Source organism: Streptomyces sp. NPDC051907, assembly GCF_040681075.1.
GTDB lineage: Bacteria > Actinomycetota > Actinomycetes > Streptomycetales > Streptomycetaceae > Streptomyces.
The window spans coordinates 1-21637 of sequence record NZ_JBFAYB010000122.1 but is presented as its reverse complement, the minus strand read 5'-3'; the positions used below and the strand labels follow the sequence as shown (position 1 = coordinate 21637).

Annotated in this window: 21 protein-coding genes and 1 tRNA gene; 17 read left to right on the top strand and 5 right to left on the bottom strand. The window is 71.5% G+C overall.

Annotation, left to right across the window (positions count from 1 at the left end):
• The 3 genes from AB0M39_RS37075 to AB0M39_RS37065 form a co-directional block, all read left to right on the top strand.
• The coding region (locus tag AB0M39_RS37075) for a DHA2 family efflux MFS transporter permease subunit (RefSeq protein ID WP_365372048.1) at nucleotides 1-2041 on the top strand (2041 nt) is incomplete at its 5' end.
• 68 nt (nucleotides 2042-2109) lie between these two features.
• Complete coding sequence (locus AB0M39_RS37070) at nucleotides 2110-2697, top strand: HhH-GPD-type base excision DNA repair protein (protein ID WP_365372045.1); 588 nt, start codon at nucleotides 2110-2112, stop codon at nucleotides 2695-2697.
• A 165-nt stretch (nucleotides 2698-2862) separates the two neighbouring features.
• Entirely contained in the window at nucleotides 2863-4398 is a 1536-nt protein-coding gene (locus tag AB0M39_RS37065; RefSeq protein WP_365372052.1) for a M28 family metallopeptidase, read from the top strand.
• 224 nt (nucleotides 4399-4622) lie between these two features.
• Here the strand turns inward: AB0M39_RS37065 and AB0M39_RS37060 are convergent, their stop codons facing one another.
• The gene (locus tag AB0M39_RS37060; protein ID WP_365372042.1) at nucleotides 4623-6263 is read right to left on the bottom strand and encodes a helicase HerA-like domain-containing protein; all 1641 of its coding nucleotides are present in this window, start codon (nucleotides 6261-6263) and stop codon (nucleotides 4623-4625) included.
• Nucleotides 6264-6369: 106 nt separating this feature from the next.
• On the opposite strand from AB0M39_RS37060, the gene AB0M39_RS37055 reads away from it, so the two are divergent.
• Together AB0M39_RS37055 and AB0M39_RS37050 are read left to right on the top strand one after the other, a co-directional pair.
• Nucleotides 6370-6666 (top strand): type II toxin-antitoxin system VapB family antitoxin, encoded by a 297-nt coding sequence (locus AB0M39_RS37055; protein ID WP_003955420.1) that lies wholly within the window; start codon nucleotides 6370-6372, stop codon nucleotides 6664-6666.
• 170 nt (nucleotides 6667-6836) lie between these two features.
• Entirely contained in the window at nucleotides 6837-7460 is a 624-nt protein-coding gene (locus tag AB0M39_RS37050) for a LytR C-terminal domain-containing protein (protein WP_365372040.1), read from the top strand.
• Between the two features lie 252 nt (nucleotides 7461-7712).
• Here the strand turns inward: AB0M39_RS37050 and upp are convergent, their stop codons facing one another.
• Nucleotides 7713-8348 carry a uracil phosphoribosyltransferase gene (gene upp, locus AB0M39_RS37045; RefSeq protein WP_365372038.1) on the bottom strand — a complete coding sequence of 212 codons (636 nt, stop codon included), beginning with the start codon at nucleotides 8346-8348 and terminating at the stop codon, nucleotides 7713-7715.
• Between the two features lie 98 nt (nucleotides 8349-8446).
• Here upp and AB0M39_RS37040 point away from each other — a divergent pair, with 98 nt between their 5' ends.
• From AB0M39_RS37040 to AB0M39_RS37000, 9 genes are all read left to right on the top strand, one after another.
• A complete protein-coding gene (locus AB0M39_RS37040; RefSeq protein ID WP_365372036.1) occupies nucleotides 8447-8671 on the top strand; it encodes a hypothetical protein in 225 nt (74 codons plus the stop codon).
• Nucleotides 8672-8828: 157 nt separating this feature from the next.
• On the top strand, nucleotides 8829-9371 hold the full coding sequence (locus AB0M39_RS37035) for a hypothetical protein (RefSeq protein WP_365372034.1): 543 nt from the start codon (nucleotides 8829-8831) through the stop codon (nucleotides 9369-9371).
• A gap of 161 nt (nucleotides 9372-9532) precedes the next feature.
• Complete coding sequence (gene tadA, locus AB0M39_RS37030) at nucleotides 9533-9961, top strand: tRNA adenosine(34) deaminase TadA (RefSeq protein WP_365372050.1); 429 nt, start codon at nucleotides 9533-9535, stop codon at nucleotides 9959-9961.
• Between the two features lie 81 nt (nucleotides 9962-10042).
• Nucleotides 10043-10127 (top strand) — tRNA-Ser (locus tag AB0M39_RS37025).
• A 224-nt stretch (nucleotides 10128-10351) separates the two neighbouring features.
• Nucleotides 10352-10516, top strand: coding sequence for a hypothetical protein (locus tag AB0M39_RS37020; RefSeq protein WP_365372032.1), 165 nt, complete (start codon nucleotides 10352-10354; stop codon nucleotides 10514-10516).
• A 77-nt stretch (nucleotides 10517-10593) separates the two neighbouring features.
• Nucleotides 10594-10887: a Dabb family protein gene (locus tag AB0M39_RS37015; RefSeq protein WP_365372030.1), complete on the top strand. Its 294-nt coding sequence runs from the start codon at nucleotides 10594-10596 to the stop codon at nucleotides 10885-10887.
• A 248-nt stretch (nucleotides 10888-11135) separates the two neighbouring features.
• Nucleotides 11136-11978, top strand: a complete 843-nt coding sequence (locus AB0M39_RS37010) for an RNA polymerase sigma factor SigF (protein WP_365372027.1) — start codon at nucleotides 11136-11138, stop codon at nucleotides 11976-11978.
• Between the two features lie 235 nt (nucleotides 11979-12213).
• Entirely contained in the window at nucleotides 12214-13077 is an 864-nt protein-coding gene (locus AB0M39_RS37005; RefSeq protein WP_365372025.1) for an RNA polymerase sigma factor SigF, read from the top strand.
• Nucleotides 13078-13194: 117 nt separating this feature from the next.
• Nucleotides 13195-14001 carry a hypothetical protein gene (locus AB0M39_RS37000; protein ID WP_365372023.1) on the top strand — a complete coding sequence of 269 codons (807 nt, stop codon included), beginning with the start codon at nucleotides 13195-13197 and terminating at the stop codon, nucleotides 13999-14001.
• 179 nt (nucleotides 14002-14180) lie between these two features.
• Here the strand turns inward: AB0M39_RS37000 and AB0M39_RS36995 are convergent, their stop codons facing one another.
• A complete protein-coding gene (locus AB0M39_RS36995; RefSeq protein ID WP_365372021.1) occupies nucleotides 14181-14399 on the bottom strand; it encodes a hypothetical protein in 219 nt (72 codons plus the stop codon).
• Between the two features lie 237 nt (nucleotides 14400-14636).
• Here AB0M39_RS36995 and AB0M39_RS36990 point away from each other — a divergent pair, with 237 nt between their 5' ends.
• From AB0M39_RS36990 to AB0M39_RS36980, 3 genes are all read left to right on the top strand, one after another.
• Nucleotides 14637-15092 carry a MarR family winged helix-turn-helix transcriptional regulator gene (locus AB0M39_RS36990; RefSeq protein WP_365372019.1) on the top strand — a complete coding sequence of 152 codons (456 nt, stop codon included), beginning with the start codon at nucleotides 14637-14639 and terminating at the stop codon, nucleotides 15090-15092.
• 71 nt (nucleotides 15093-15163) lie between these two features.
• Nucleotides 15164-17641 carry an MFS transporter gene (locus tag AB0M39_RS36985; RefSeq protein WP_365372016.1) on the top strand — a complete coding sequence of 826 codons (2478 nt, stop codon included), beginning with the start codon at nucleotides 15164-15166 and terminating at the stop codon, nucleotides 17639-17641.
• Between the two features lie 104 nt (nucleotides 17642-17745).
• Complete coding sequence (locus AB0M39_RS36980; RefSeq protein ID WP_365372013.1) at nucleotides 17746-18549, top strand: YceI family protein; 804 nt, start codon at nucleotides 17746-17748, stop codon at nucleotides 18547-18549.
• A 616-nt stretch (nucleotides 18550-19165) separates the two neighbouring features.
• Here AB0M39_RS36980 and AB0M39_RS36975 read toward each other — a convergent pair.
• Together AB0M39_RS36975 and AB0M39_RS36970 are read right to left on the bottom strand one after the other, a co-directional pair.
• Entirely contained in the window at nucleotides 19166-19936 is a 771-nt protein-coding gene (locus tag AB0M39_RS36975) for a TetR/AcrR family transcriptional regulator C-terminal domain-containing protein (protein ID WP_365372010.1), read from the bottom strand.
• A 36-nt stretch (nucleotides 19937-19972) separates the two neighbouring features.
• Entirely contained in the window at nucleotides 19973-21472 is a 1500-nt protein-coding gene (locus AB0M39_RS36970) for an MFS transporter (protein ID WP_365372008.1), read from the bottom strand.
• Nucleotides 21473-21637: the final 165 nt, after the last annotated feature.

The following is a 21637-nucleotide window of genomic DNA, read 5'->3' as shown; positions in this document are numbered from 1 at the left end:
AGCGGGGCACTGGGTGAAGGGGGACGCGGCGAGGGACGGGGTCGCGCGCTTCGCGGGCCGGGCGAGGGACGGGGAGGCGATCCGCGCGGACACGGCGAGGGACGGGGACACGACCCGCGCGAACACGGCGAGCCACGGGGACGCGCACCTCGCGGACACGGCGAAGGCCGGGGACACGACCCGCGCGGACCCGGCGAGGCACGGGGAGGCGCGCCTCGCGGACCCGCCGCCCGACCGCGCGGCACCCGAGAGCGCACCGACCCCGGGACCGGTACCCGACCGCGCGGCGACCGACCGCTCGCCGGACCCGCCGACGCCCGGCGACGCAACCCCCGCGGACCCGCCGCCCGACCTTGCGGCGACCGACCGCGCACCGGCCCCGGCGACACCCGGCGACACGACCCCCGCGGACCCGCCGCCCGGCCGCGCGGTACCCGACCTCGCACCACCCCCAGACCCGGCACCCGACCTCGCACCAGCCCCAGGACTCCGCCGGCTCGGCGCCTTCGGGCTGCTCCTCGGGATGTTTCTGGCCATGCTCGACGGCCTGATCGTCGGCACGGCCCTCCCCACCATCACCGGCGACCTCGGCGGCGTCGACCAGCTGTCCTGGGTGGTGACGGCCTATCTGCTGGCCGCCGCGGCGACCACGCCCGTCTGGGGCAAGGTCGGCGATCTGTACGGCCGCAAGGGCGCGTTCATGGCGGCCATCGCCGTCTTCCTGGCCGGCTCGGTGCTCGCCGGGCTCGCCCAGACCATGGGCCAGCTCATCGCCTTCCGCGCGGTCCAGGGCTTCGGCGCGGGCGGGCTGATGGTCGGCGCGCTCTCGATCATCGGGGTGCTGGTGGCGCCCAGGGACGGCGGCAGGATCCAGTCCATGATCGGCGCGATCATGCCGGTGGCCTTCGTCGGCGGCCCGCTGCTCGGCGGCTTCCTCACCGACCGCCTCGACTGGCGCTGGACCTTCTATGTGAACGTGCCCCTCGGCGCCGTGGCGCTGCTGCTCGTCGGGCTGAGGGTCGCCGTGCCCCGCCAGCGGATCAAGGCCCGGATCGACTACGCGGGCGTCTGCCTGCTGACCGCCGCCGTCGTCGCGCTGACCCTGCTGGCCGGCTGGGGCGGCACGCGCTACGGCTGGGCCTCGCCGCAGATCCTCGCCCTCGCCGCCGTCTCCGTCCTCGCGGCCGCGGCCTTCGTGAAGGCCGAGCAGCGGGCCGAGGAGCCGGTCGTGCCGCCCCGCCTCTTCCGCGACCGCAACTTCTCCGTCGCCCAGCTGCTGAGCTTCCTGGCCGGCGCGGTCATGCTCGGCGCGACCAACTTCGTCCCCCTCTACCTCCAGTTCGTCAAGGGCCTGTCGCCGACGGCCAGCGGGATGCTGCTGCTGCCGATGCTGTTCGGCATGCTCGGCGCGCAGCTCACGACCGGTCACCTGATCAGCCGCAACGGCCGCTACCGCGGCTACCCGATCGTCGGCGGCGCGGCGACGACCCTGGGCGCGCTCGTCCTGCTGCTGCTCGACGTGCACACCGCCGTCGCCCTGGCCTCCGGACTCACCCTGCTCATCGGCGTCGGCATGGGCCTGCTCCTGCAGAGCACCACGATCATCACGATGAACAGCGCCGATGCGCGCGACATGGGCGCGGCCAGCGGGACCGTCACCCTGCTGCGCACCATCGGCGGCTCGCTCGGCGTCGCCCTGCTGGGCGCGGCGTACACGAGCCGGACGGCGGACAGCCTCAGCGGCGACCTGGGTCCGCAGGCGGCGCGGCGGCTCGCCGGCGGGGAGGGCCAGCTGACGCCGGAGCTGGCGCTGGCGCTGCCGGACCCGGTGCGGGAGGCGTTCCGGGCGGCGGTGACCGGTGGGCTGCACGCCGTCCTGGCCGGCACGGCGGTCATCGCGGCGGCGGCGTTCGCGGTGTCCTGGCTCATCCGGGAGGTCCCGCTCCGCACAGCGCCCACCGCGGACCCGGCACCCGAAACGGCCACGGACCCGGCGCCCAAGGCGACGCCGGACGCCCCCGCCGTGCGCTCCGCCTCCTGAGCGCCGAGGCCCCCCGACGGGCCGCGACTCGCTGGCGGCGCGCCTGCCCCAGGGCGATCATCGGTGTCATGAGTACGCAGATTCATCTCGCCCAGCAGCCCGAGGCCGACGAGCTCCTCGGCCGCAGCCCGCTCGCCGCCCTCGTGGGGATGCTCCTGGACCAGCAGGTCCCCATGGAGTGGGCGTTCTCGGGCCCGTACACGATCGCGCAGCGCATGGGCGCCGACGACCTGGACGCCGCGCGGATCGCCGAGTCCGACCCCGACGCCTTCGGCGAGGTGCTGAAGGAGAAGCCGGCCGTCCACCGCTACCCGGGGTCGATGGCCAAGCGGATCCAGCAGCTGTGCCAGTACCTGGTCGACGAGTACGACGGCGAGGCGAGCGCCGTCTGGCAGGACGCGGCGAGCGGCGCCGAGCTGCTGGGGCGGCTCAAGGCCCTGCCCGGCTTCGGCGAGCAGAAGGCGAAGATCTTCCTGGCGCTGCTCGGCAAGCAGTACGGCGTACAGCCCGAGGGCTGGCGCGAGGCGGCAGGCGCGTACGGCGAGCAGGGCGCCTACCGCTCGGCCGCCGACATCACCGGACCCGAGTCGCTGGCCAAGGTGCGGGCCCACAAGCAGGAGATGAAACGGGCCGCGAAAGCCGCGAAGAAGGCCTGATCAACCGCGTGTTGAAGCGGACGGTCCGCCTCCCGGTGTCAATGCGATGAATTGAGCAGTGAGTTACGGCACAAGTGTTCACAGAGCACGCAGAGATCGCTAACTTCCCATCCACCTACGTTCGCACCGGGAAGGACCTCTGTGAAGGCATCTCATCGCAGAGCCGTGGCCACCTTGGCCGCAGCAGCACTCGCGACCCCGCTCATGCTGGCCTCCGCCTCCCCCTCCGCCGCGCACCGGCAGGACCCTGCCAAGCAGGCGGCCAAGGACGCGTCGAAGCTGGCGAAGAAGCTGGTGGGGAAGTCGTCCTCGAAGGACGCCTTCCAGCACCTGAAGAAGTTCCAGCAGATAGCCGACACGACCGACGGCCACCGCGCCGCCGGCTCGCTCGGGCACGACGCCTCAGCCGCGTACGTGTACCAGCAGCTGAAGAAGTACGGCTACGACGTGTCGTACCAGCAGTTCGACTTCATCTACACCGAGACGCAGGCCGAGAAGCTCTCCGTGCTCTCGCCCGCGCCGCGCGACGTCGAAGTCAAGGCGATGACGTACACCAAGTCCACTCCGGTGGGCGGCATCAAGGCGGACCTGGTCGCCGTTCCGGTGGACGACACGACCGGCTGCGAGCCGACCGACTACGCCTCCGGCACGTTCACCGGCAAGATCGCGCTGATCAAGCGCGGCGGCTGCACCTTCGGCGAGAAGCAGGCGGCCGCAGCGGCTGCCGGCGCGGCCGCGGCGGTCATCTACAACAACACCGAGGGCGCGCTCTCCGGCACCCTGGGCGACCCGGCGACCGGCAAGATACCCACCGGCGGCATCACCAAGGCGGAGGGCGACAAGCTCGTCGCCGACCTGGCCAAGGGCGCGGTGAACCTCTCGCTGGAGATCCGCCAGCTCCAGCAGAAGCGGGTCACCAACAACGTCATCGCGGAGACGCGCGGCGGCAACGCCGCCAACACCGTGATGCTCGGCTCGCACCTCGACTCGGTCACCGCGGGCCCCGGCATCAACGACAACGGCTCCGGCTCCGCCGGTCTGCTCGAGGTCGCCGAGGAGCTGGCCAAGGCGGAGAAGCGCCCGGCCAACAAGGTCCGCTTCGCCTGGTGGTCGGCCGAGGAGAACGGCCTGCTCGGCTCGGAGGCGTACGTCGCCAACCTGAGCTCGCTGGGCAAGAAGGAGATCAAGCTCTACCTGAACTTCGACATGATCGCCTCGCCGAACTACGGGCTCTTCGTCTACGACGGCGACGACTCCGACGGCGTCGGCGCGGGCCCCGGCCCGGCGGGCTCGGCTCAGCTCGAGCGCGACATCAACGAGTTCCTCGACAAGCGCGGCACCCCGCACGAGGGCACGGACTTCACCGGCCGCTCAGACTACGGGCCGTTCATCGAGGTGGGCATCCCCTCCGGCGGCACGTTCACCGGGGCGGAGGGCATCAAGACCGAGGCCCAGGCGAAGAAGTTCGGCGGCACGGCCGGCACGGCGTACGACCCGAACTACCACGCGGCCGGCGACAACCTGAGCAACGTGAACATGAAGGCGTTCGCGGTGAACATCGGCGTCATCGCCAACGCGGTGGGCACCTACGCCCACGACCTCAGCTCGCTGCGCAAGCCGGTCGCCACGGTCCCGACGGACGGCGACGCGGGCAGCGGCGGCGGCCTGCACGACGGCCACGGCCACGAGGTCACCGAGTAGCACAGAGCAGCTCAGCAACACAGCAGCACGGAGACACACGCAGCACGGAACGAGCAGCACCGCAGAGCGGCCACTGGGCCCGGGGGCGTCGCCTCCGGTCCGTCAGGGGTGTTCGGGGAGGGGTGGGGCGGGGGTTCGAACCTCCGTCCCACTGCCGACACCGCCCTGCCGCCGAGACCGCTCGGCTCGCTCAGCCCGCTCGCTGCCGAGGCGGCGCCGCCCCACTAACGGCGCCGCCTCGCCGTTCCGAAGACCGACCGCGAGATCTCCCGCCCCAGCTGCGTCCCGATCGACCGCGCCAGCGATGTGAAGATCCCGCTGCCCACGACCTGCTCGGTGAGCGACTCCTCCTTCTTCGGCCGCCGCGACGCGGCCTCCGTCGCCGTCGTCGCCTTCGTCGCCTTCTCGACCGCGGCCGCCTCGTCCGCCTCGCGCGCCGCCTTCTCCGCCGCCGCCTCCGCGGCATGCTGCTCCGCCGTCAGCTTCTCGTACGCCGACTCCCGGTCGACGGCCTGCGCATAGCGCGCGTACAGCGGCGAGCCCTTGACCGCCGCGTCCAGCGCGCCCGCCTCGATCGGCCCCATCAGCGACTGCGGCGCCCGCAGCCGGGTCGCCGCCACCGGCGTCGGCGCGCCCTTGTCGCTCAGCACGGTGACCACCGCCTCGCCCGTCCCGAGCTGCGTCAGCACCTCCTCCAGGTCGTACCCGGAGTTGGGGAAGGTCCGCACGGTCGCCTTGAGCGCCTTCGCGTCGTCGGGCGTGAACGCGCGCAGCGCGTGCTGCACCCGGTTGCCGAGCTGCGCCAGCACGTCCCCGGGGACGTCCTTGGGCGTCTGCGTGACGAAGAAGACGCCGACCCCTTTCGAGCGAATCAGCCGCACCGTCTGCGTGATCGACTCCAAGAACGCCTTCGACGCCCCGTTGAACAGCAGATGCGCCTCGTCGAAGAAGAAGACCAGCTTCGGCTTGTCGACGTCGCCGACCTCCGGCAGGTCGTTGAAGAGGTCCGCCAGCAGCCACATGAGAAAGGTCGAGAAGAGCTGCGGCTTGTCCCGCACGGCGGGCAGCTCCAGTACGGAGACGAGTCCCCGCCCGTCCGGCGCCGTGCGCAGCAGCTCGCTCGTGTCGAACTCCGGCTCCCCGAAGAAGCCCCCCGCCCCCTGCTGCTCGAACGCCGTGATCGAGCGCAGGATCACCCCGGCCGTGGCCGTGGAGAGCCCGCCGATGTTCTTGAGCTCGGCCTTGCCGGTGTCCGACACCAGGAAGGCGACCACGGCCCGCAGATCCTTCAGGTCCACCAGCTCCAGGCCCTTGGAGTCGGCGTAGTGGAAGATCAGCCCGAGCGACTGCTCCTGCGTCTGGTTGAGCTGGAGGACCTTGGAGAGCAGCACGGGTCCGAAGCTGGTGACCGTCGCCCGCAGCGGAATGCCGGGGCCGATGCCGCCGAGCCCGTAGAACTCGCACGGGAACCCCGCGCCCGTCCACTCCTGCCCGACCTGCCCGGCGCGCTCGCGGACCCGGTCGTTCGCCTCGCCGGGCGCGAGGACGCCCGAGACGTCGCCCTTGATGTCGGCGAGGAAGACGGGCACGCCGCCCGCGGAGAGCTGCTCGGCGATCAGCTGGAGGGTCTTCGTCTTGCCGGTGCCGGTCGCCCCGGCGACCAGACCGTGCCGGTTGAGCATGGACAGCGGGATGCGGATCTGGGCGTCGCCGTGGCACTGGCCGTCCCAGAGCAGCGCGCCGAGGTCGAGCGCGGGGCCGGCGAAGGCGTACCCGGCGGCGATCTCCAGCGCGGGCTGCGGCAGCGCCGAGGGAGGGGCCTGCGCGGGCTGTTCGGTCTTCGACGGCTGTTCACTGGTGCTCATGAGGCCCTCAATCTTGGGACATTGTTCCACTCTGGGGCGATTTGCCCAGCATTGCACCGCGGCCGCGTGGCTGCGCCGACAGCCCCTTGACCGGTAGGCTTTCCGTGTGATCTTCAAGCGCATCGGAAACGGGCGGCCGTATCCCGACCACGGCCGGGAAAGCACCCGACAGTGGGCGGATGTCGCGCCGCGCCCGGTCCGCCTCGATCAGCTCGTGACCACCAAGGGCCAGCTCGATCTCGAGACGCTGCTCGCGGAGGACTCCACGTTCTACGGCGACCTCTTCGCCCATGTCGTGAAGTGGCAGGGCGACCTCTATCTGGAGGACGGTCTGCACCGCGCGGTGCGGGCGGCGCTGCAACAGCGCCAAGTGCTGCACGCGCGCGTGCTCGAGCTGGGCTGAGGCCTCGGGTCGCCCGCCCGGCGACCGGCCCTGGCGACCGCCCGACACGACGGCGAAGACCCAGGTGACCGATCCGGCGACTGACCCTTTCGGGCTCTTTACGGACCGGACGGACGCAATCTATTGATCATTTAGTAGGCATCCGCGCCGGGCCGCACTACGCTGCGCCCATGAGCATGCTCACTCCCCCCGGCATGGGCGGAAAGTACCGCATCACGGGCGACAAGTACCCACGAATGCGACGACCGCGCAGCCTCGGCAGAATCGCTGTCGCAGCCGTCGCCGCCCTGGTCGTGCTGGGGCTGGGCGGCTGGGGAACGCTGCAGCTCATCGACGTCTTCGGCGGCGACGACGAGAAGACCGCGGCGGGCGCCCAGAAGGGCGACTGCAGACCGGCCGCGGCGGCCTCCGCCGCGCCCCCGCCGCCCAAGCCGAGCCAGATCACGGTGAACGTCTACAACGCGACGCCGCGCAGCGGTCTTGCCAAGTCGGCGGCCGACGAGCTGAAGAAGCGCGGCTTCGCCATCGGCAAGGTCGGCAACGCTCCGGCGGCGTACGACAAGAAGGTCGAGGGCGCCGGGGTGCTGCTGGGCTCGCCCAAGTCGCACGAGGGCGCGTTCGCGGTGCTGACGACGCAGGTGCGGGGCGCCCAGCTGAAGACGGACGCGCGCAAGACCGCGGACGTCGACCTGATCCTGGGGACGGCGTTCAAGGACTTCGAGACGAAGAGGCAGGCGGACGCGGCGCTCGCGGTCCTGGCCAAGCCGGTCCCGGCGCCCACCGGAAAGTGCTGAGCCGGAAGCTCTGAGCCGGAGAGTACTGAGCCGCGGCCGCAGAGCGTGCTGAGCCGCCGCCGCTGCGGAGTGCGCTGACACCCGGCTGGGAAACGTGGCGTGCTGACGCCCGGCTGGGAGGCGTGCCGAGGCCCGGCGACGCGCCGAGCCCGACAGAGCTCTGCCCCGGACCCCCGCATCAGGGGTCCGGGGCAGAGCTCTCGGCGTCTGACGAGCGCGTCCGACGACCGCGTCCGACGAGCGGCTTCGCGCCTACTCCGCCGCTCCGTACATGCGGTCTCCCGCGTCGCCCAGCCCCGGCACGATGTACCCGTGCTCGTTCAGGCGCTCGTCGACCGAGGCGGTGACCACGGTGACCGGCGTGCCCGCGAGCTCGCGCTCCATCACCTCGACGCCCTCCGGCGCCGCCAGGAGCACGACCGCCGTCACATCGTCCGCGCCGCGCTTGATCAGCTCGCGGATCGCCGCGACCAGCGTGCCGCCGGTGGCCAGCATCGGGTCGAGGACGTAGACCTGGCGGCCGGAGAGGTCCTCCGGCATCCGCGTCGCGTACGTCGACGCCTCCAGCGTCTCCTCGTTGCGGATCATCCCGAGGAAGCCCACCTCGGCGGTCGGCAGCAGCCGCACCATGCCGTCGAGCATGCCCAGGCCGGCCCGGAGGATCGGCACCACCAGCGGGCGCGGGTACGACAGCTTCACGCCGGTCGTCCCGGTCACCGGGGTCACGATGTCGACCTGCTCGGTGCGCACATCCCGGGTGGCCTCGTACGCGAGCAGGGTGACCAGCTCGTCGGCGAGCCGCCGGAAGGTCGGGGAGTCGGTGCGCTTGTCGCGCAGAGTGGTGAGTTTGTGAGCCACCAGCGGGTGGTCGACAACGTGGATCCGCATGCCGTCAACAGTAGCCCGGCTAGCTTCAACCCTGGGTCTGGAGGGAAGGTGGAGGCAGTGGAGGCATACGGGATTCAGCCGTGGGGTGGTGGTGGCCGATGCCTGAGCAGCAGCCGGAGTCCAAGCACGACCAGGCGCCCGACCAGTCGCGCGACCCGTCGCCCGGCCAGGCGCCCGAGAGCGAGGCCGAGCGCAGGCGGCGGCGCGCCCAGTTTCTCCGCGAGCTGAACGAGGCGAAGGCCCTCCGCGACCGCGTCCAGCCCCGCAAGGCGCGCGCGGCCAGGATGCGCCAGCAGATGCGTATGCGGACCTTCCGCTGGTAGTCGAGACGCGGCCCGTCGCCCCCCTCGTGAGAACTGGTGGCCGACGCAACGACGGAAGACCTCTCGCAATCGCCAGGTTTCTGCCACGATTCCGAGTGGGCGGGGCCGACCAAGCGCACCGCCGGTCGTCACACCTCTGATCAGTGGGAGAGTCACGGTGTACTTCGCCGCACTGCTCGCGCGCACTCAAGACGGGTGGGAAGCGAGCGACACAGAGCTCGACGATGTGGAGACGCTGTCGGACCTGACCGACCTGGCCCGTGAGGCCTCGGTCGACGAGGACACGGTGCTCGTCTTCATCGAGCAGGAGGACGCATGGTTCGGTCTCGTCCGGGTCGAGGGCGAGGAGGACCCTCGGATCTACGTCTCCGACGCGGCCGCGGCCGCGCGCTCCTCGTACGGGGAGATCCTCACCAACGAACTGCTCGGCGGGGAGTCTGACGACCCGGCCGACGACCTGGACGCGCTGGACCTCGACGGCACGGAGGACGGGGAGCCGGACGAGGACGACGAAGACGGTGACGGGGACGGCGGGTCGGCCGCGGCCGGCGAGTCCGTGCCCTCGGGCCCCGTCGGCGACCTGGAGATCCTGCGGGATCTGGGTCTGTCGGAGAGCGAGCTGCGGGCGCTGGACACGGACGCGCTGCCGGAGATCGCGGAGGCGCTGGGCGCTGCGGACGTGCTGGAGGCCGTTCGCTAGTGACCGGCCCGGCATCTGAATCCGCGCCCCGGCCGGCGCCGGGCTCCGCGTCCGCCGCGGCCGCGGAGCCCGTGTCCAGCTCGCCGACGGCGCCGGATCCCGCATCCGATCCGGCGCCGCCGTCCGCGCCCGACCCCGTGCGCGACCCGTGGCGGGCGGCGATGCGGCTCGCCCTGGACGAGGCGGAGCGGGCCGCGCTCGCCGGCGACGTGCCGGTCGGGGCCGTCGTGCTGGCCGCCGACGGCACGCTGCTCGCGTCCGGGCACAACGAGCGCGAGGCGACGGGCGACCCGACGGCGCACGCCGAGGTGCTGGCGATCCGCAGGACCGCCGAGCGCCTGGGCGAGTGGCGGCTGTCCGACTGCACGCTCGTGGTCACGCTGGAGCCGTGCACGATGTGCGCCGGCGCGATCGTGCAGTCCCGCGTGGGCCGGGTGGTCTACGGCGCGCGGGACGAGAAGGCCGGCGCGGTCGGCTCGCTCTGGGACGTCGTACGGGACCGGCGGCTCAACCACCGGCCCGAGGTCGTGCTCGGCGTGCTGGAGCAGGAGTGCTCCCAGCAGCTGACGGCCTTCTTCCGGGACCGCTGACAGGTCCCTGGGAGACCGCTGCGCGACCGGGCGGCGATACCGATTTCAGAGCACGGCCCACCTTGGGCTAAGCTCTCTCCCGGTAGCGTGTCCGAGCGGCCGAAGGAGCTCGCCTCGAAAGCGAGTGTGGCGCAAGTCACCGAGGGTTCAAATCCCTCCGCTACCGCTCTCTTCGAAGGGGCCCGGCGCATCGCGTCGGGCCCCTTCGCATGCGCCCGGCTCTTCGCGCGCGCCTGCGAGAACGCGCGCGAGGAGGACCCGGCGGGCCGCCGCCGGAGCACTCGAACACGGGCCGGCGAAGAGGGCGACGGCCAGCCTCTTGGACCCGAAAACGGCTCGGCTAGACTCACGCGACGGATGCGCAGGGGACGGCTGGGGAGGCAGGGACAGTTGGTACAAACGAAGAAAATCGCTCTGTACGTCGTCGCCGTCTTCATCCTGTACACGATCATCACGTCCCCGGCCAGGGCCGCCGACCTGGTCCAGGTAGGGTTCGAGGGCATTTCGAGCGCCGCCCAGAGCGTCGGAGAGTTCATGACCGAGCTCGTGAACTGACCGAGCCCGTGAACCGACCGAGCCCGTGAACTGACCGAGCTCGCGAATCGACCGAGCTCGTGAGTTAGGAGCCCACCGTGATCCGCCATCTGGTCCTCTTCAAGCTCAACGAGGGCGTCGACCGCGACGAGCCGCGTGTGGCGGCCGGCGTGGCGGCCTTCCAGGCGCTGGACGGAACCGTCCCCGAGCTGGAGTTCTGGGAGTGCGCCTGGAACATCACGGACCGGCCGATCGCCTATGACTTCGCGATCAACTCCGCGGTCGCCGACCAGGACGCCCTGAAGCGCTATATCGAGCATCCGGCCCATCAGGCGGCCGCCGCACAGTGGCGTGAGTTCGCCACGTGGGTGATCGCCGACTACGAGTTCTGATCCCCTTCTGATCCCCCGGCCCCCTCTCGGGCCCCAGCCCCTCGCCTCCGCGGCGGGGGGCTTTCCGCTGCCCGCCCCCGTATCCGGACCCCGAACTGCCCGTGCGGCGTCCTGCCTTTTGGCCTTCAACACGGTGTTATCGGGTGCTTGCACACAGTGCACATGTCTTGTGATGCTATGACCGCTTTTGACGGATGAGTTGACCGAAGTTGACCGCATGATGTTGACCGCAAAGGGGTGGCGTGACCGTGCCGGCCAGTACAGCGCCTCAGGTGCCGCCCCAGAACGAGCGACCGGACGACCCGCCAGCGCCCGCCAGAACGCAGAGCAGGGGCGCTGACACCCGCGCCCTCACCCAGGTCCTCTTCGGCGAGCTGAAGGGCCTTCAGCCGGGCACGCCGGAGCACTCCCGGGTGCGCGGGGCGCTGATCGAGGCGAATCTGCCGCTGGTGCGGTACGCCGCCGCCCGGTTCCGCTCCCGCAACGAGCCGATGGAGGACGTCGTCCAGGTCGGCACGATCGGACTGATCAACGCGATCGACCGGTTCGACCCGGACCGCGGGGTGCAGTTCCCGACCTTCGCGATGCCCACGGTCGTCGGCGAGATCAAGCGGTACTTCCGCGACAACGTACGGACCGTCCATGTGCCGCGCCGGCTGCACGAGCTCTGGGTGCAGGTCAACGGCGCCACCGAGGACCTGACGACCGCTCACGGCCGCTCCCCGACGACCGCCGAGATCGCCGAGCGACTGAAGATCGGCGAGGACGAGGTGCTGGCCTGCATCGAGGCGGGCCGCTCGTACCACGCGACGTCCCTGGAGGCGGCCCAGGAGGGCGACGGACTGCCGGGGCTGCTGGACCGGCTCGGCTACGAGGACCCGGCGCTGGCCGGGGTCGAGCACCGCGATCTCGTACGCCACCTTCTGGTGCAGCTGCCCGAGCGCGAGCAGCGCATTCTGATGCTGCGTTACTACAATAATCTGACGCAATCTCAGATCAGCCAGGAGCTGGGCGTCTCGCAGATGCACGTGTCAAGACTTCTGGCCAGGAGCTTCGCACGACTTCGATCCGCAAATAGGATCGAGGCGTAGCTGTAACGGGTAGACCGTTCAAGGGCCTTAACGGGCAGTCAAAAACCCACAGACCCCCTGTTTCCTGCGGAGTTTCGCCTGATACTTGTCGACATGTCACTTCAGCGTGTTGCCGACATGTGACATTCTGCTGGAACCGCGTTTGCCGCAGCTCCGCCTCCGGTATTCAGGTGGAGGCTGCGTTCCTCCGATGGTCGCGGCCGCCGCGACCGTCCCGCGACCTCAAGGGGGTGGCATGTCCGCAGAACAGGGCAGCTCGAAGGTGCTCACGCTCGCCAAGAGCGCACCCGCGCCTGTCGTGCCTGACAGCTCGGAAGCCATCGACACCCGCACTCTGTCCCGCTCCCTGTTCCTGCGGCTTCGCGCGCTGGACTCCGAGGGATCCGAAGCAACCGCCGACAGCCCGGAGCGCACCTATGTGCGCGACACCCTCATCGAGCTCAATCTCCCTCTCGTCCGGTATGCGGCGGCCCGCTTCCGCAGCCGCAACGAGCCGATGGAGGACATCGTCCAGGTCGGCACGATCGGCCTGATCAAGGCGATCGACCGATTCGACTGCGAACGGGGCGTGGAATTCCCGACGTTCGCGATGCCGACGGTCGTGGGCGAGATCAAGCGCTTCTTCCGCGACACCTCCTGGTCGGTGCGCGTTCCGCGCCGGCTCCAGGAGCTGCGGCTCGCGCTCACCAAGGCCAGCGACGAGCTCGCCCAGAAGCTCGACCGCTCGCCGACCGTGCCCGAACTGGCCGCGGTGCTCGGGGTGTCGGAGGAGGACGTCGTCGACGGCCTCGCCGTCGGCAACGCCTACACCGCGTCCTCGCTGGACTCGCCCTCCCCTGAGGACGACGGCGGCGAGGGCTCGCTGGCGGACCGCCTGGGCTACGAGGACTCGGCGCTGGAGGGCGTCGAATACCGCGAGTCGCTCAAGCCGCTGCTCGCCAAACTCCCGCCCAGGGAGCGGCAGATCATCATGCTCCGCTTCTTCGCCAACATGACGCAGTCGCAGATCGGCGAAGAGGTGGGCATCTCGCAGATGCACGTGTCGCGGCTGCTCACGCGGACGCTGGCGCAGCTGCGGGAGGGCCTGATCTCGGACTGAGGCCGGGGGCCGGCGCTCGTCGCCGGCCCTCAGCTCGTCCCGGCGGGACTCCGCTCGAGGGTCCTGTGGATTCCTCTGAGGGTTCCTAATTGACGGAGCGTCAGACACACTGGCGCGATGCGACGAGGACGCCACGGAACAGCGCTCGCGGTCGCGCTCTGCCTCGGCGGGGCGCTCACGGCGTGCGGCGGCAGCGGCGACGGCTATGTGGCGGTCGGCGGAGCGGGGTCCACGCCCGAGGGGGCGCCCACGGCTGCCGTGCCGCCGAAGGGGAAGGTCGAGCTGGTGCCGCTGGACGGCACGACCGCCTCGGAGGGCTCGGACGCGTCCGGCGACTCAGGAGGCAGAACGCCGGGCAAGCCGCGGACGTCGGACGGGGGCGGCCTGCCCGCCGTGCCGAGCGGCGGCGACGCGGACAGCGGGAGCGGCGAAGGCGGCGGAAGCACCACGGGAAGCTCCGGAGGTGCGGGAAGCACGGGCAGTCCCGGCGGACCGGCGCCGGAGAAGCCCGCGCCCGCTCCGGGCACGACGCCCGACCCCGGTCCGACGCCCCAGCCCACCCCGACGCCAAAGCCCACACCGAAGCCCAAGCCGAAGCCCACGCCCCCACCGCCCGGACCCGCCGTGCTCGCGCTCGGCGAGCCGGTCCGCGCGGCGCTCGACGAGCGATGGTGCGAGAAGGTGACCGTGGAGTTCCGCAACACCGGCGGCTCCGCCGTGGCCTCGGGGACGGTCACCTTCGCGACGCACATCATCGGCCTGCTCGGCACCGACTGGGCGACGGTCGAGTCGGCGCAGCCGCTGCCCGCACCGATCGCCGCGAGATCGACGCGGAAGCAGGCGTACACCGTCTGTGTGGACGCCTGGCGGGTGCCGCTGGGCATGCACATCGAGACCCAGGACGTCACGGCCGTATGGAAGTGACGCGCCGGGAGCACCCGTAGACGCTCCGACGCGCTATAGGCGTCGCAGCGTCTATAGGCGTCAGAGCGCTATAGGCCCCAGCTGCGGCCTATAGGCGCCAGCTGCGGCCGAGCCAAGACGGCGGCCAAGGCGACAGCCATGACGCGCCTGGCTGTCCAGCCGTATAGCCGTATGGCCGTCTAGCCGAGTGCGAGCCAGGCGACCGCGCCGAGGATCGCGATGGCCGCGACGACGCCGAGCATCAGCCCGACGCGCGAGCCCGACCGGGCGGCGGGGGCCGCCTGCCGGCCCTGGGGCGCGGCCTCGTCGACGAAGGCGCGGAACATCTGGGTGCTGCCCGCGGGGTCGTAGTTGCCCTCGGGGCCCTGGCCTTGGGGAGCATGGGGGTTGTGTGCCATGGAGCAGGACCCTAGCGAACCCCCCTTACCCGGCCCAACCCCGGGCACGCACCCGGGTGCGCGTCCGCGGGCGCCAGAGGGCCGCCGATCAGGCCATGACCGGCCCATGACCCCGATTGACCGGGCCTGGAGACAGCCTTTGGGGTTCCTTTACTCCCGCTCGCCCGATTTCGTTTGCCTGTAGCAACCAATAGCTTCTATGGTTGCCCTAAGCAACAAGATGTCTCGGGGGTGCCCATGGCCGATCGGAGTCGGTACGAGGAACTGGCCCGCCAGATCAGCGCTGTGGGCGCCGTGAAAAGAGGTCTCTCGCGGGCGCTGCCCCTTGAGTGCCCCTCCGGATCGGCGGCCGTGCTGGCCCTCGTCGGCCGGTACGGAGAGATGCGGATGAGCCGCCTCGCCGAGCTGCTGGCCGTCGACATGTCGGTGACCAGCCGCCATGTGGCGCATGTCGTGGAGCGCGGCTGGATCGAGCGCTCGCCCGACCCGGACGACCGGCGCTCGCGCATCCTGCGGCTCACCCCCTCGGGCGAGGACATGCTCGACGACCTCGGTCGCCGGATCACGGACATGTTCGCCCACTACCTCAAGGACTGGTCCGACGAAGAGGTCGCCCAGCTCAACGCGGCGCTGGCCCGCCTGCGGGACTCCGTCGGAGACTGCCGGGCCCACGCTGCCCGTACACCCGCATAGAGCTCGGGGGCCTCGACAGCCTTCCAAAAGCCTTCGAGGGCCTTCGAAAGACGCAGACGCAAAGGAAGTTCATGGCTACGACCACACCGGCCGGTGTGCGGGGCGGCCACGCCAAGCACTGGGGAGGATCCTCCGCCGACGGCGCCCCGATGACTCACCGCCAGATCATGGAGGCGCTGTCCGGGCTGCTGCTCGGCATGTTCGTCGCGATCCTCTCCTCGACGATCGTCTCCAACGCCCTGCCGGAGATCATCACCGACCTCGGCGGCGGCCAGTCCGCCTACACCTGGGTGGTGACGGCGGCGCTGCTCTCGATGACCGCGACCACCCCGCTGTGGGGCAAGCTCTCCGACCTCTTCTCCAAAAAGCTGCTGGTCCAGATAGCCCTGGTGATCTACGTCGCCGGCTCGGTCGTGGCCGGTCTCGCCCAGAGCACCGGGATGCTCATCGCCTGCCGCGTGGTCCAGGGCATCGGAGTCGGCGGTCTCACCGCCCTCGCGCAGATCATCATGGCCGCGATGATCTCGCCGCGCGAGCGCGGCCGGTACAGCGGCTACCTCGGCGCGACCTTCGCCGTCGCGACCGTCGGCGGCCCGCTGCTCGGCGGCGTCATCACCGACACCGACTGGCTCGGCTGGCGCTGGTGCTTCTACGTCGGCGTGCCCTTCGCGATCATCGCGCTGGTCGTGCTCCAGAAGACCCTGAAGCTCCCGGTCGTGAAGCGGCAGGTCAAGGTCGACTGGGCGGGCGCGTTCTTCATCAGCGCGGCGGTCTCGCTGCTGCTGGTCTGGGTGACCTTCGCGGGCGACAAGTACGACTGGCTGTCCTGGCAGACGTACGCGATGCTCGGCGGCACGGTCCTGCTCGGAGCGGTCTTCCTGCTCGTCGAGTCGAAGGCGAGCGAGCCGATCATCCCGCTGCGGCTGTTCCGCAACCGCACGATCGCCCTCGCCTCGCTGGCCTCGCTCTTCGTCGGCGTCGCGATGTTCGCGGGCACGGTGTTCTTCAGCCAGTACTTCCAGCTGGCGCGGGACAAGTCGCCGACGATGTCCGGCGTGATGACCATCCCGATGATCGCGGGCCTGTTCCTCTCCTCGACCCTGTCGGGCGTGATCATCACCAGGACCGGCCGCTGGAAGGCCTGGCTGGTCAGCGGCGGCGTGCTGGTGACGGCGGGCCTCGGACTGCTCGGCACGATGCGGTACGACACGGAGTACTGGCATATCGCGGCCTTCATGGCCGTCCTGGGCCTGGGCCTGGGCATGATGATGCAGAACCTGGTGCTCTGCACACAGAACCAGGTGGCGCCGGAGGACCTCGGCTCGGCCAGCTCGGTCGTCACCTTCTTCCGTTCGCTGGGCGGCGCGATCGGCGTCTCGGCGCTGGGCGCGGTCATGGCGAACCGGGTCGCCCACTACGTCAAGGACGGCCTGACCGAACTCGGCCCGCAGGGCGCGGCGATGGCCAACGGCGGCGCGGGCGGCAGCGGCATCCCGGACCTGGACAAGCTGCCGGCCCCGATCCGCACGGTGATGGAGAGCGCGTACGGGCACGGAGTCGGCGACGTCTTCCTCTATTCGGCGCCCTTCGCGCTGCTTGCCTTCCTGGTGACGCTGTTCATCAAGGAGGTCGCGCTGAAGAGCAACGCGGCGGAGACGGAAGAGGCGGCGGAAGTCGTCGGCTCTCCGGCGGCGGAGGCTGTCGCGGAGACGGCGACGGCGACGGCCGCTACGACTACGGCTACGGACGTGGCCGGCGTGCAGCCGGTGCTCGCCTCCCCCGGCGGCATACCCCTGCACGGCACGGTGCGCGGCGCCGAGGGCGTGGCGGTCCCCGGGGCGGCGGTCACGCTGATCTCCCCGGCGGGCCGGCAGCTGGGCCGCTCGGTCGCCCAGCCGGACGGCGGCTATGCGCTGGACGCCCCGGGCGCCGGGTCGTACGTCCTGATCGCCTCCGCCGACGGCTTCCAGCCGCAGGCGTCGACGGTGGTCGTGGGCGAGGAGCGACTGGCGTACGACATCCTCCTCGTCGGCACGAGCGGCCTGGCCGGAACGGTACTGGCCGCCCACGACGGGGCGCCGGTGGAAGGCGCGATGGTCGTCGTCACGGACGTACGAGGCGATGTGCTGGCCACCGGGAAGTCCGGCCAGGACGGCGGCTTCGCCTTCGCCGAGCTGGTCCCGGGCGCGGTGACGGTCGCCGTGAACGCGACCGCGTTCCGGCCGCTGGCGCTCCCGGTGGAGATCGGCGGCCAGGGCGTCACCCGGATCGAAGCGGTCCTGGCGGCGGGCGCGCTGGTCCAGGGCGTCGTACGAGCGGGCGCGGACCGGCGTCCGCTGGCCGACGCCCGGGTGACGCTGGTGGACGCGGCCGGGAACGTGGCCGCCACGGCGACGACGGGCGAGGACGGGGCGTACGCCTTCGCCGACCTGGACGCGGGGGAGTACACGGTCGTGGCGACCGGGTACCCGCCGACCGCCGCCGCGCTGACGGTGGCCGGACGCGGAGTCGACGGCCACGACATCGAACTCGCCCACGCGGGCGAGTAGTTCAGACCCCCCGGAGGCGCTCTTAGCGGAGGCGGCTGCGGGGCCGGGGGCGGCGGGCAGGGGACGGCCTGCCGCCTCCGCACTTTTTCGCAAGGAGAAACGGGATGGGACTGCAGGCACAGGTACGCACGCGGGACGGCTGGGCGGTCCAGCACGCGGTGGTCACGGTGACGGACATGACGGGCGCGCAGATACTGCGGGCGGCGGCGGACGCGGACGGGTCGGTGCGCAGCGACGCGGCGCTGGCGCCGGGGCCGTACACGGTGATCGTGACGGCGATGGGGTACGCGCCCGCCGCGTCCACCGCGATCGTCACGGCGAGCGGCCGGGCGGAGGCGGGCACGGTGGTGCTGTCCCGGCAGGGCGGCACGGAGCTGCCGCCGCCGGGGACGTGGTCGATCGACGCGGCGCACTCGTCGGTGGGGGCGGTGGCTCAGCATCTGGGGATCTCGAGCGTGCGGGGGCGCTTCACGGACTTCGGCGGCTGCATCGACATCGGCGCGCGGCTGACGGACTCGCGCGTCGAGGCGCGGATCCAGACGGCGTCCATCGACACGGGCAACGCCCTGCGGGACAAGCACCTGCGTTCCCCGGACTTCCTGGACGCGGCCCAGTACCCGGAGATCGCCTACCGCAGCCACGCCCTGACCCCGAGCGGCCCGGACCGCTGGACGGTGCACGGCTCGCTGACGATGCGGGGCGTGGTACGCGAAGTCGACCTCGACCTCGCCTACTCGGGCACGGGCCCGGACCCGTGGGGCGGCCTGCGGGCGGCGTTCCACGCGACGGCGGAACTGCGGAGGGAGGACTTCGCGATGAACTACAACCAGGTGGTGCAGACGGGTGTGGCGGCGATCGGCACGACGCTGAGGGTGGAGCTGGAGGTACAGGCGGTGCGGGAGTCGTAGGGGGGTGTTCTCTCCCCCACCCCGCCCCTTCCCTGAACTGGGGGCAAGCCCCCAGCCCCCCCTGCCAGGAGGGGAGGTAGGTGTGGGGGGCGGGGCCCCCACACCCCTGGGGGGCGGCAGCTTCGCGCCGCGGGAGACCGGAGGGACCGTGTCCGGGCTACGCCCCGACGTCCCGGCCAGCTCGCGCCGCTGGTGCGGCGGGTACCCGGGGTGACCAGGCCGAGGCCCTCGGGGGACTCACGCAGGGGCTGCGCCCCTACCCCGGCTCGGCGCGCCCCCCGGTGCGGCAGCTCGCACCGCGAGGGTGCCTCGGGCCTATGGGCCCTGGCCCTTCGGCAGCGGGGGCGGTGCGGGCTCTAGGTCCCCTGCGGTGCTCGATGTGGGGCCGTGCAGGGTCGTCCCCGCAGGGGATCGGCGGCAGAACCGGGGTGCGCGGGACAAGGGCCTGTACGCCGCCGACCCCGAGGAGTCGAGCCCGGAGGGGCACCGCACCACCCGCACCGAACAAGACCGGCTGCCCCGAGGGACCCCGGACGCCCAGGTGCCCGCACCGAACAGGACCGGAACCCCGGGCAACCCAGACCCGCACCCCAATCCCCCGCACCCCTGCGCGACCTCAAGCCCCCGCGCGAGCCACCATCGCTTCGATGCCCGCGATCAGGAGCTCCAGTGCGAAGTCGAAGTCCCTCTCCCGCATCTCCTCCACCGTCTGCGAGCCCCGCGCCTCGATCAGCTCCGCCGCGCTCGCGAACGTCTCCTTGAACTCCGGGCGGCCGCTGATCGTCCCCATCGCCTGCTGGAAGTACTCGTCCTGCGTCATCCCCGCCGTAGCGCAGCGCTTGATGAAGTGGCCCTCGATCGTGCCGAACCCGTACACGAACTGGAACACCGCCGACAGCCCGCCCATCTGGCCGTGCGGCGGCAGGCCCGTGTTCCGCATGACCTGCTGGACCGCGATCGAGAACGCCATGGCGTTCGGGCCGATGTTCAAGAACGTGCCGATCAGCGGCGACACCCATGGGTGGCGCACCAGCAGCGACCGGTAGCCCGCCGCCAGTTCGCGCAGCTGGTCGCGCCAGTCCCCCTCCGCGCTCAGGTCCGGCAGCCGCTGCGTTCCGACGACCGCGTCGAGGGCCAGCTCCAGCAGGTCGTCCTTGGTGTCCACGTACCAGTAGACCGACATCGCGGTGACGTTCAGCTCCGCCGCCAGCCGTCGCATGGAGAACTTCGCCGCGCCCTCGGCGTCCAGCAGCCGTACCGTCGCGTCGATGATCTTGTCGCGGTCCAGGCCGTCCGGCTGGCCCGCCCGCCGGCTGCGGTCCGTCTTGCCGTTCAGCCACACACTGGTCCGCGCAGGACCCTTCGCGTGGTCGGCCGCACTCGCCATCGCGCACCCTCCTCGGTTCGGCCCCCGGTCCCGATGCTATTCGCCCGTGCGCTCGCCCCGCTCCGCCCGCCTCAGCAGCAGCGCGGCCAGCAGTCCTCCGGCGAGCACCGCCGCCGCGCCGACGAGCTGGCTGGTCTCCAGGCCCGAGGCGAAGGCGTCCGAGATCCGGTCCCGCTCCCCCTCGTCCCCGGCCGCCGCCAGCGCCGCCGGCAGCGAGGCCGCCCCGGCGGCCGTGGGCACGAGCGCGGCGAAGCGGGAGTTCAGCACGGCGCCGAGCACCGCCACCCCGAGCCCGTTGCCGAACTCCGCGAGCGTGCCGTTCACCCCCGCGCCCACGCCCGCCTTCTCCGGCGGGATCGCGCTCATGATCGCGTTGGCCATCGCGGGCATGGAGAGCGCCACGCCCGCGCCCATGACGACCAGGCCGGCCAGCATCCCGCCGTACCCCTCCCCGCCCAGCAGCGCGATCGCGGCGAGGCCGCCCGCGACGAGGGTCATGCCCAGCGCGATGGTCCGGGGCGTGCCGATCCGCGCCAGCAGCCGCGCGCCCACGCCGGTCAGGTTCAGGGCGACGACGGTGAGCGCGAGGGGCGCCGTGCGCAGACCGGCGTCCAGCGGTCCGTACCCCAGGACGAACTGAAGGTGCTGGGTGAGAAGGAAGAGCGAGCCGCCCATGCCGAAGGCGACGAGGATCGCGCCCGCGACCGCCCCGACGAAGCGCTGGTCGCGGAAGAAGTGCATGTCCAGCATGGGGTGCGCGATGCGCAGCTCCCAGAGCACGAAGCCGCCGAGCACACCGATGCCCACCGTGCCCGAGGCCAGCACCTGGGCGGAGGCCCAGCCGTGGTCGGGGCCGGAGATGATCGCGTACACGACCGCCGTCATGCCGACCGTGGAGAGCAGCGCGCCGAGCAGATCGGGCCGGTCGCCCTGCGGGTTCTTGGACTCCGGTACGAGCGCGGCCACCGCGAAGAGCCCGATCGCCGCGACCGGAATGTTGATCAGGAAGATCGCTCCCCACCAGAAGTGGTCGAGCACGACCCCGCCGATCAGCGGGCCCGCGGCGAAGCCGAGGGAGCTGACGGTGGACCAGAGGGCGATGGCCTTGACCCGCTCGGCGTCGTCGAAGATCTGCACGACGACGGCGAGGGTCGTGGTCATCAGCAGCGCGCCGCCGACGCCCATGCCCGCGCGGGCGGCGATCAACTGGTTCGCGGACTGCGCGAGTCCGGCGGCCAGCGAGCCCACGCCGAACAGGGCGAGGCCCGCGACGAGCATCTTCTTGCGTCCATAGCGGTCCGCGGCGTTGCCGGCGGTGAGCAGCAGGCCGGACTGGACCAGCGAATAGGCGTTGATCATCCACTGGATGTCGGCGGTGGATGCGTCGAGCTCCCTGGTGAGGGAGGGGATCGCGACGGACAGGACGGTGTTGTCGAGCAGCACGGTGAGCTGAGCGAGGCAGATGACGCCGAGGATCAGCCAACGCTGCGGGTGGCCCGTGGGGGCCGTCGGGTTCTCGGCTGTCGTTGCCGTCATACAGGCTCCTTGTACGGTGTACGGGATCGATCTCGTACACCGTACAAGGACTTCCCCTACGCTGTATAGGAGTTACTTCCGGTCGGTCAGGTCGTAGAGAGTCGTGCCGTCGACGGCGACCTCGGCGAAGGTCGCCTCGACCCAGGCCGTGATGGCGGAGCTGGC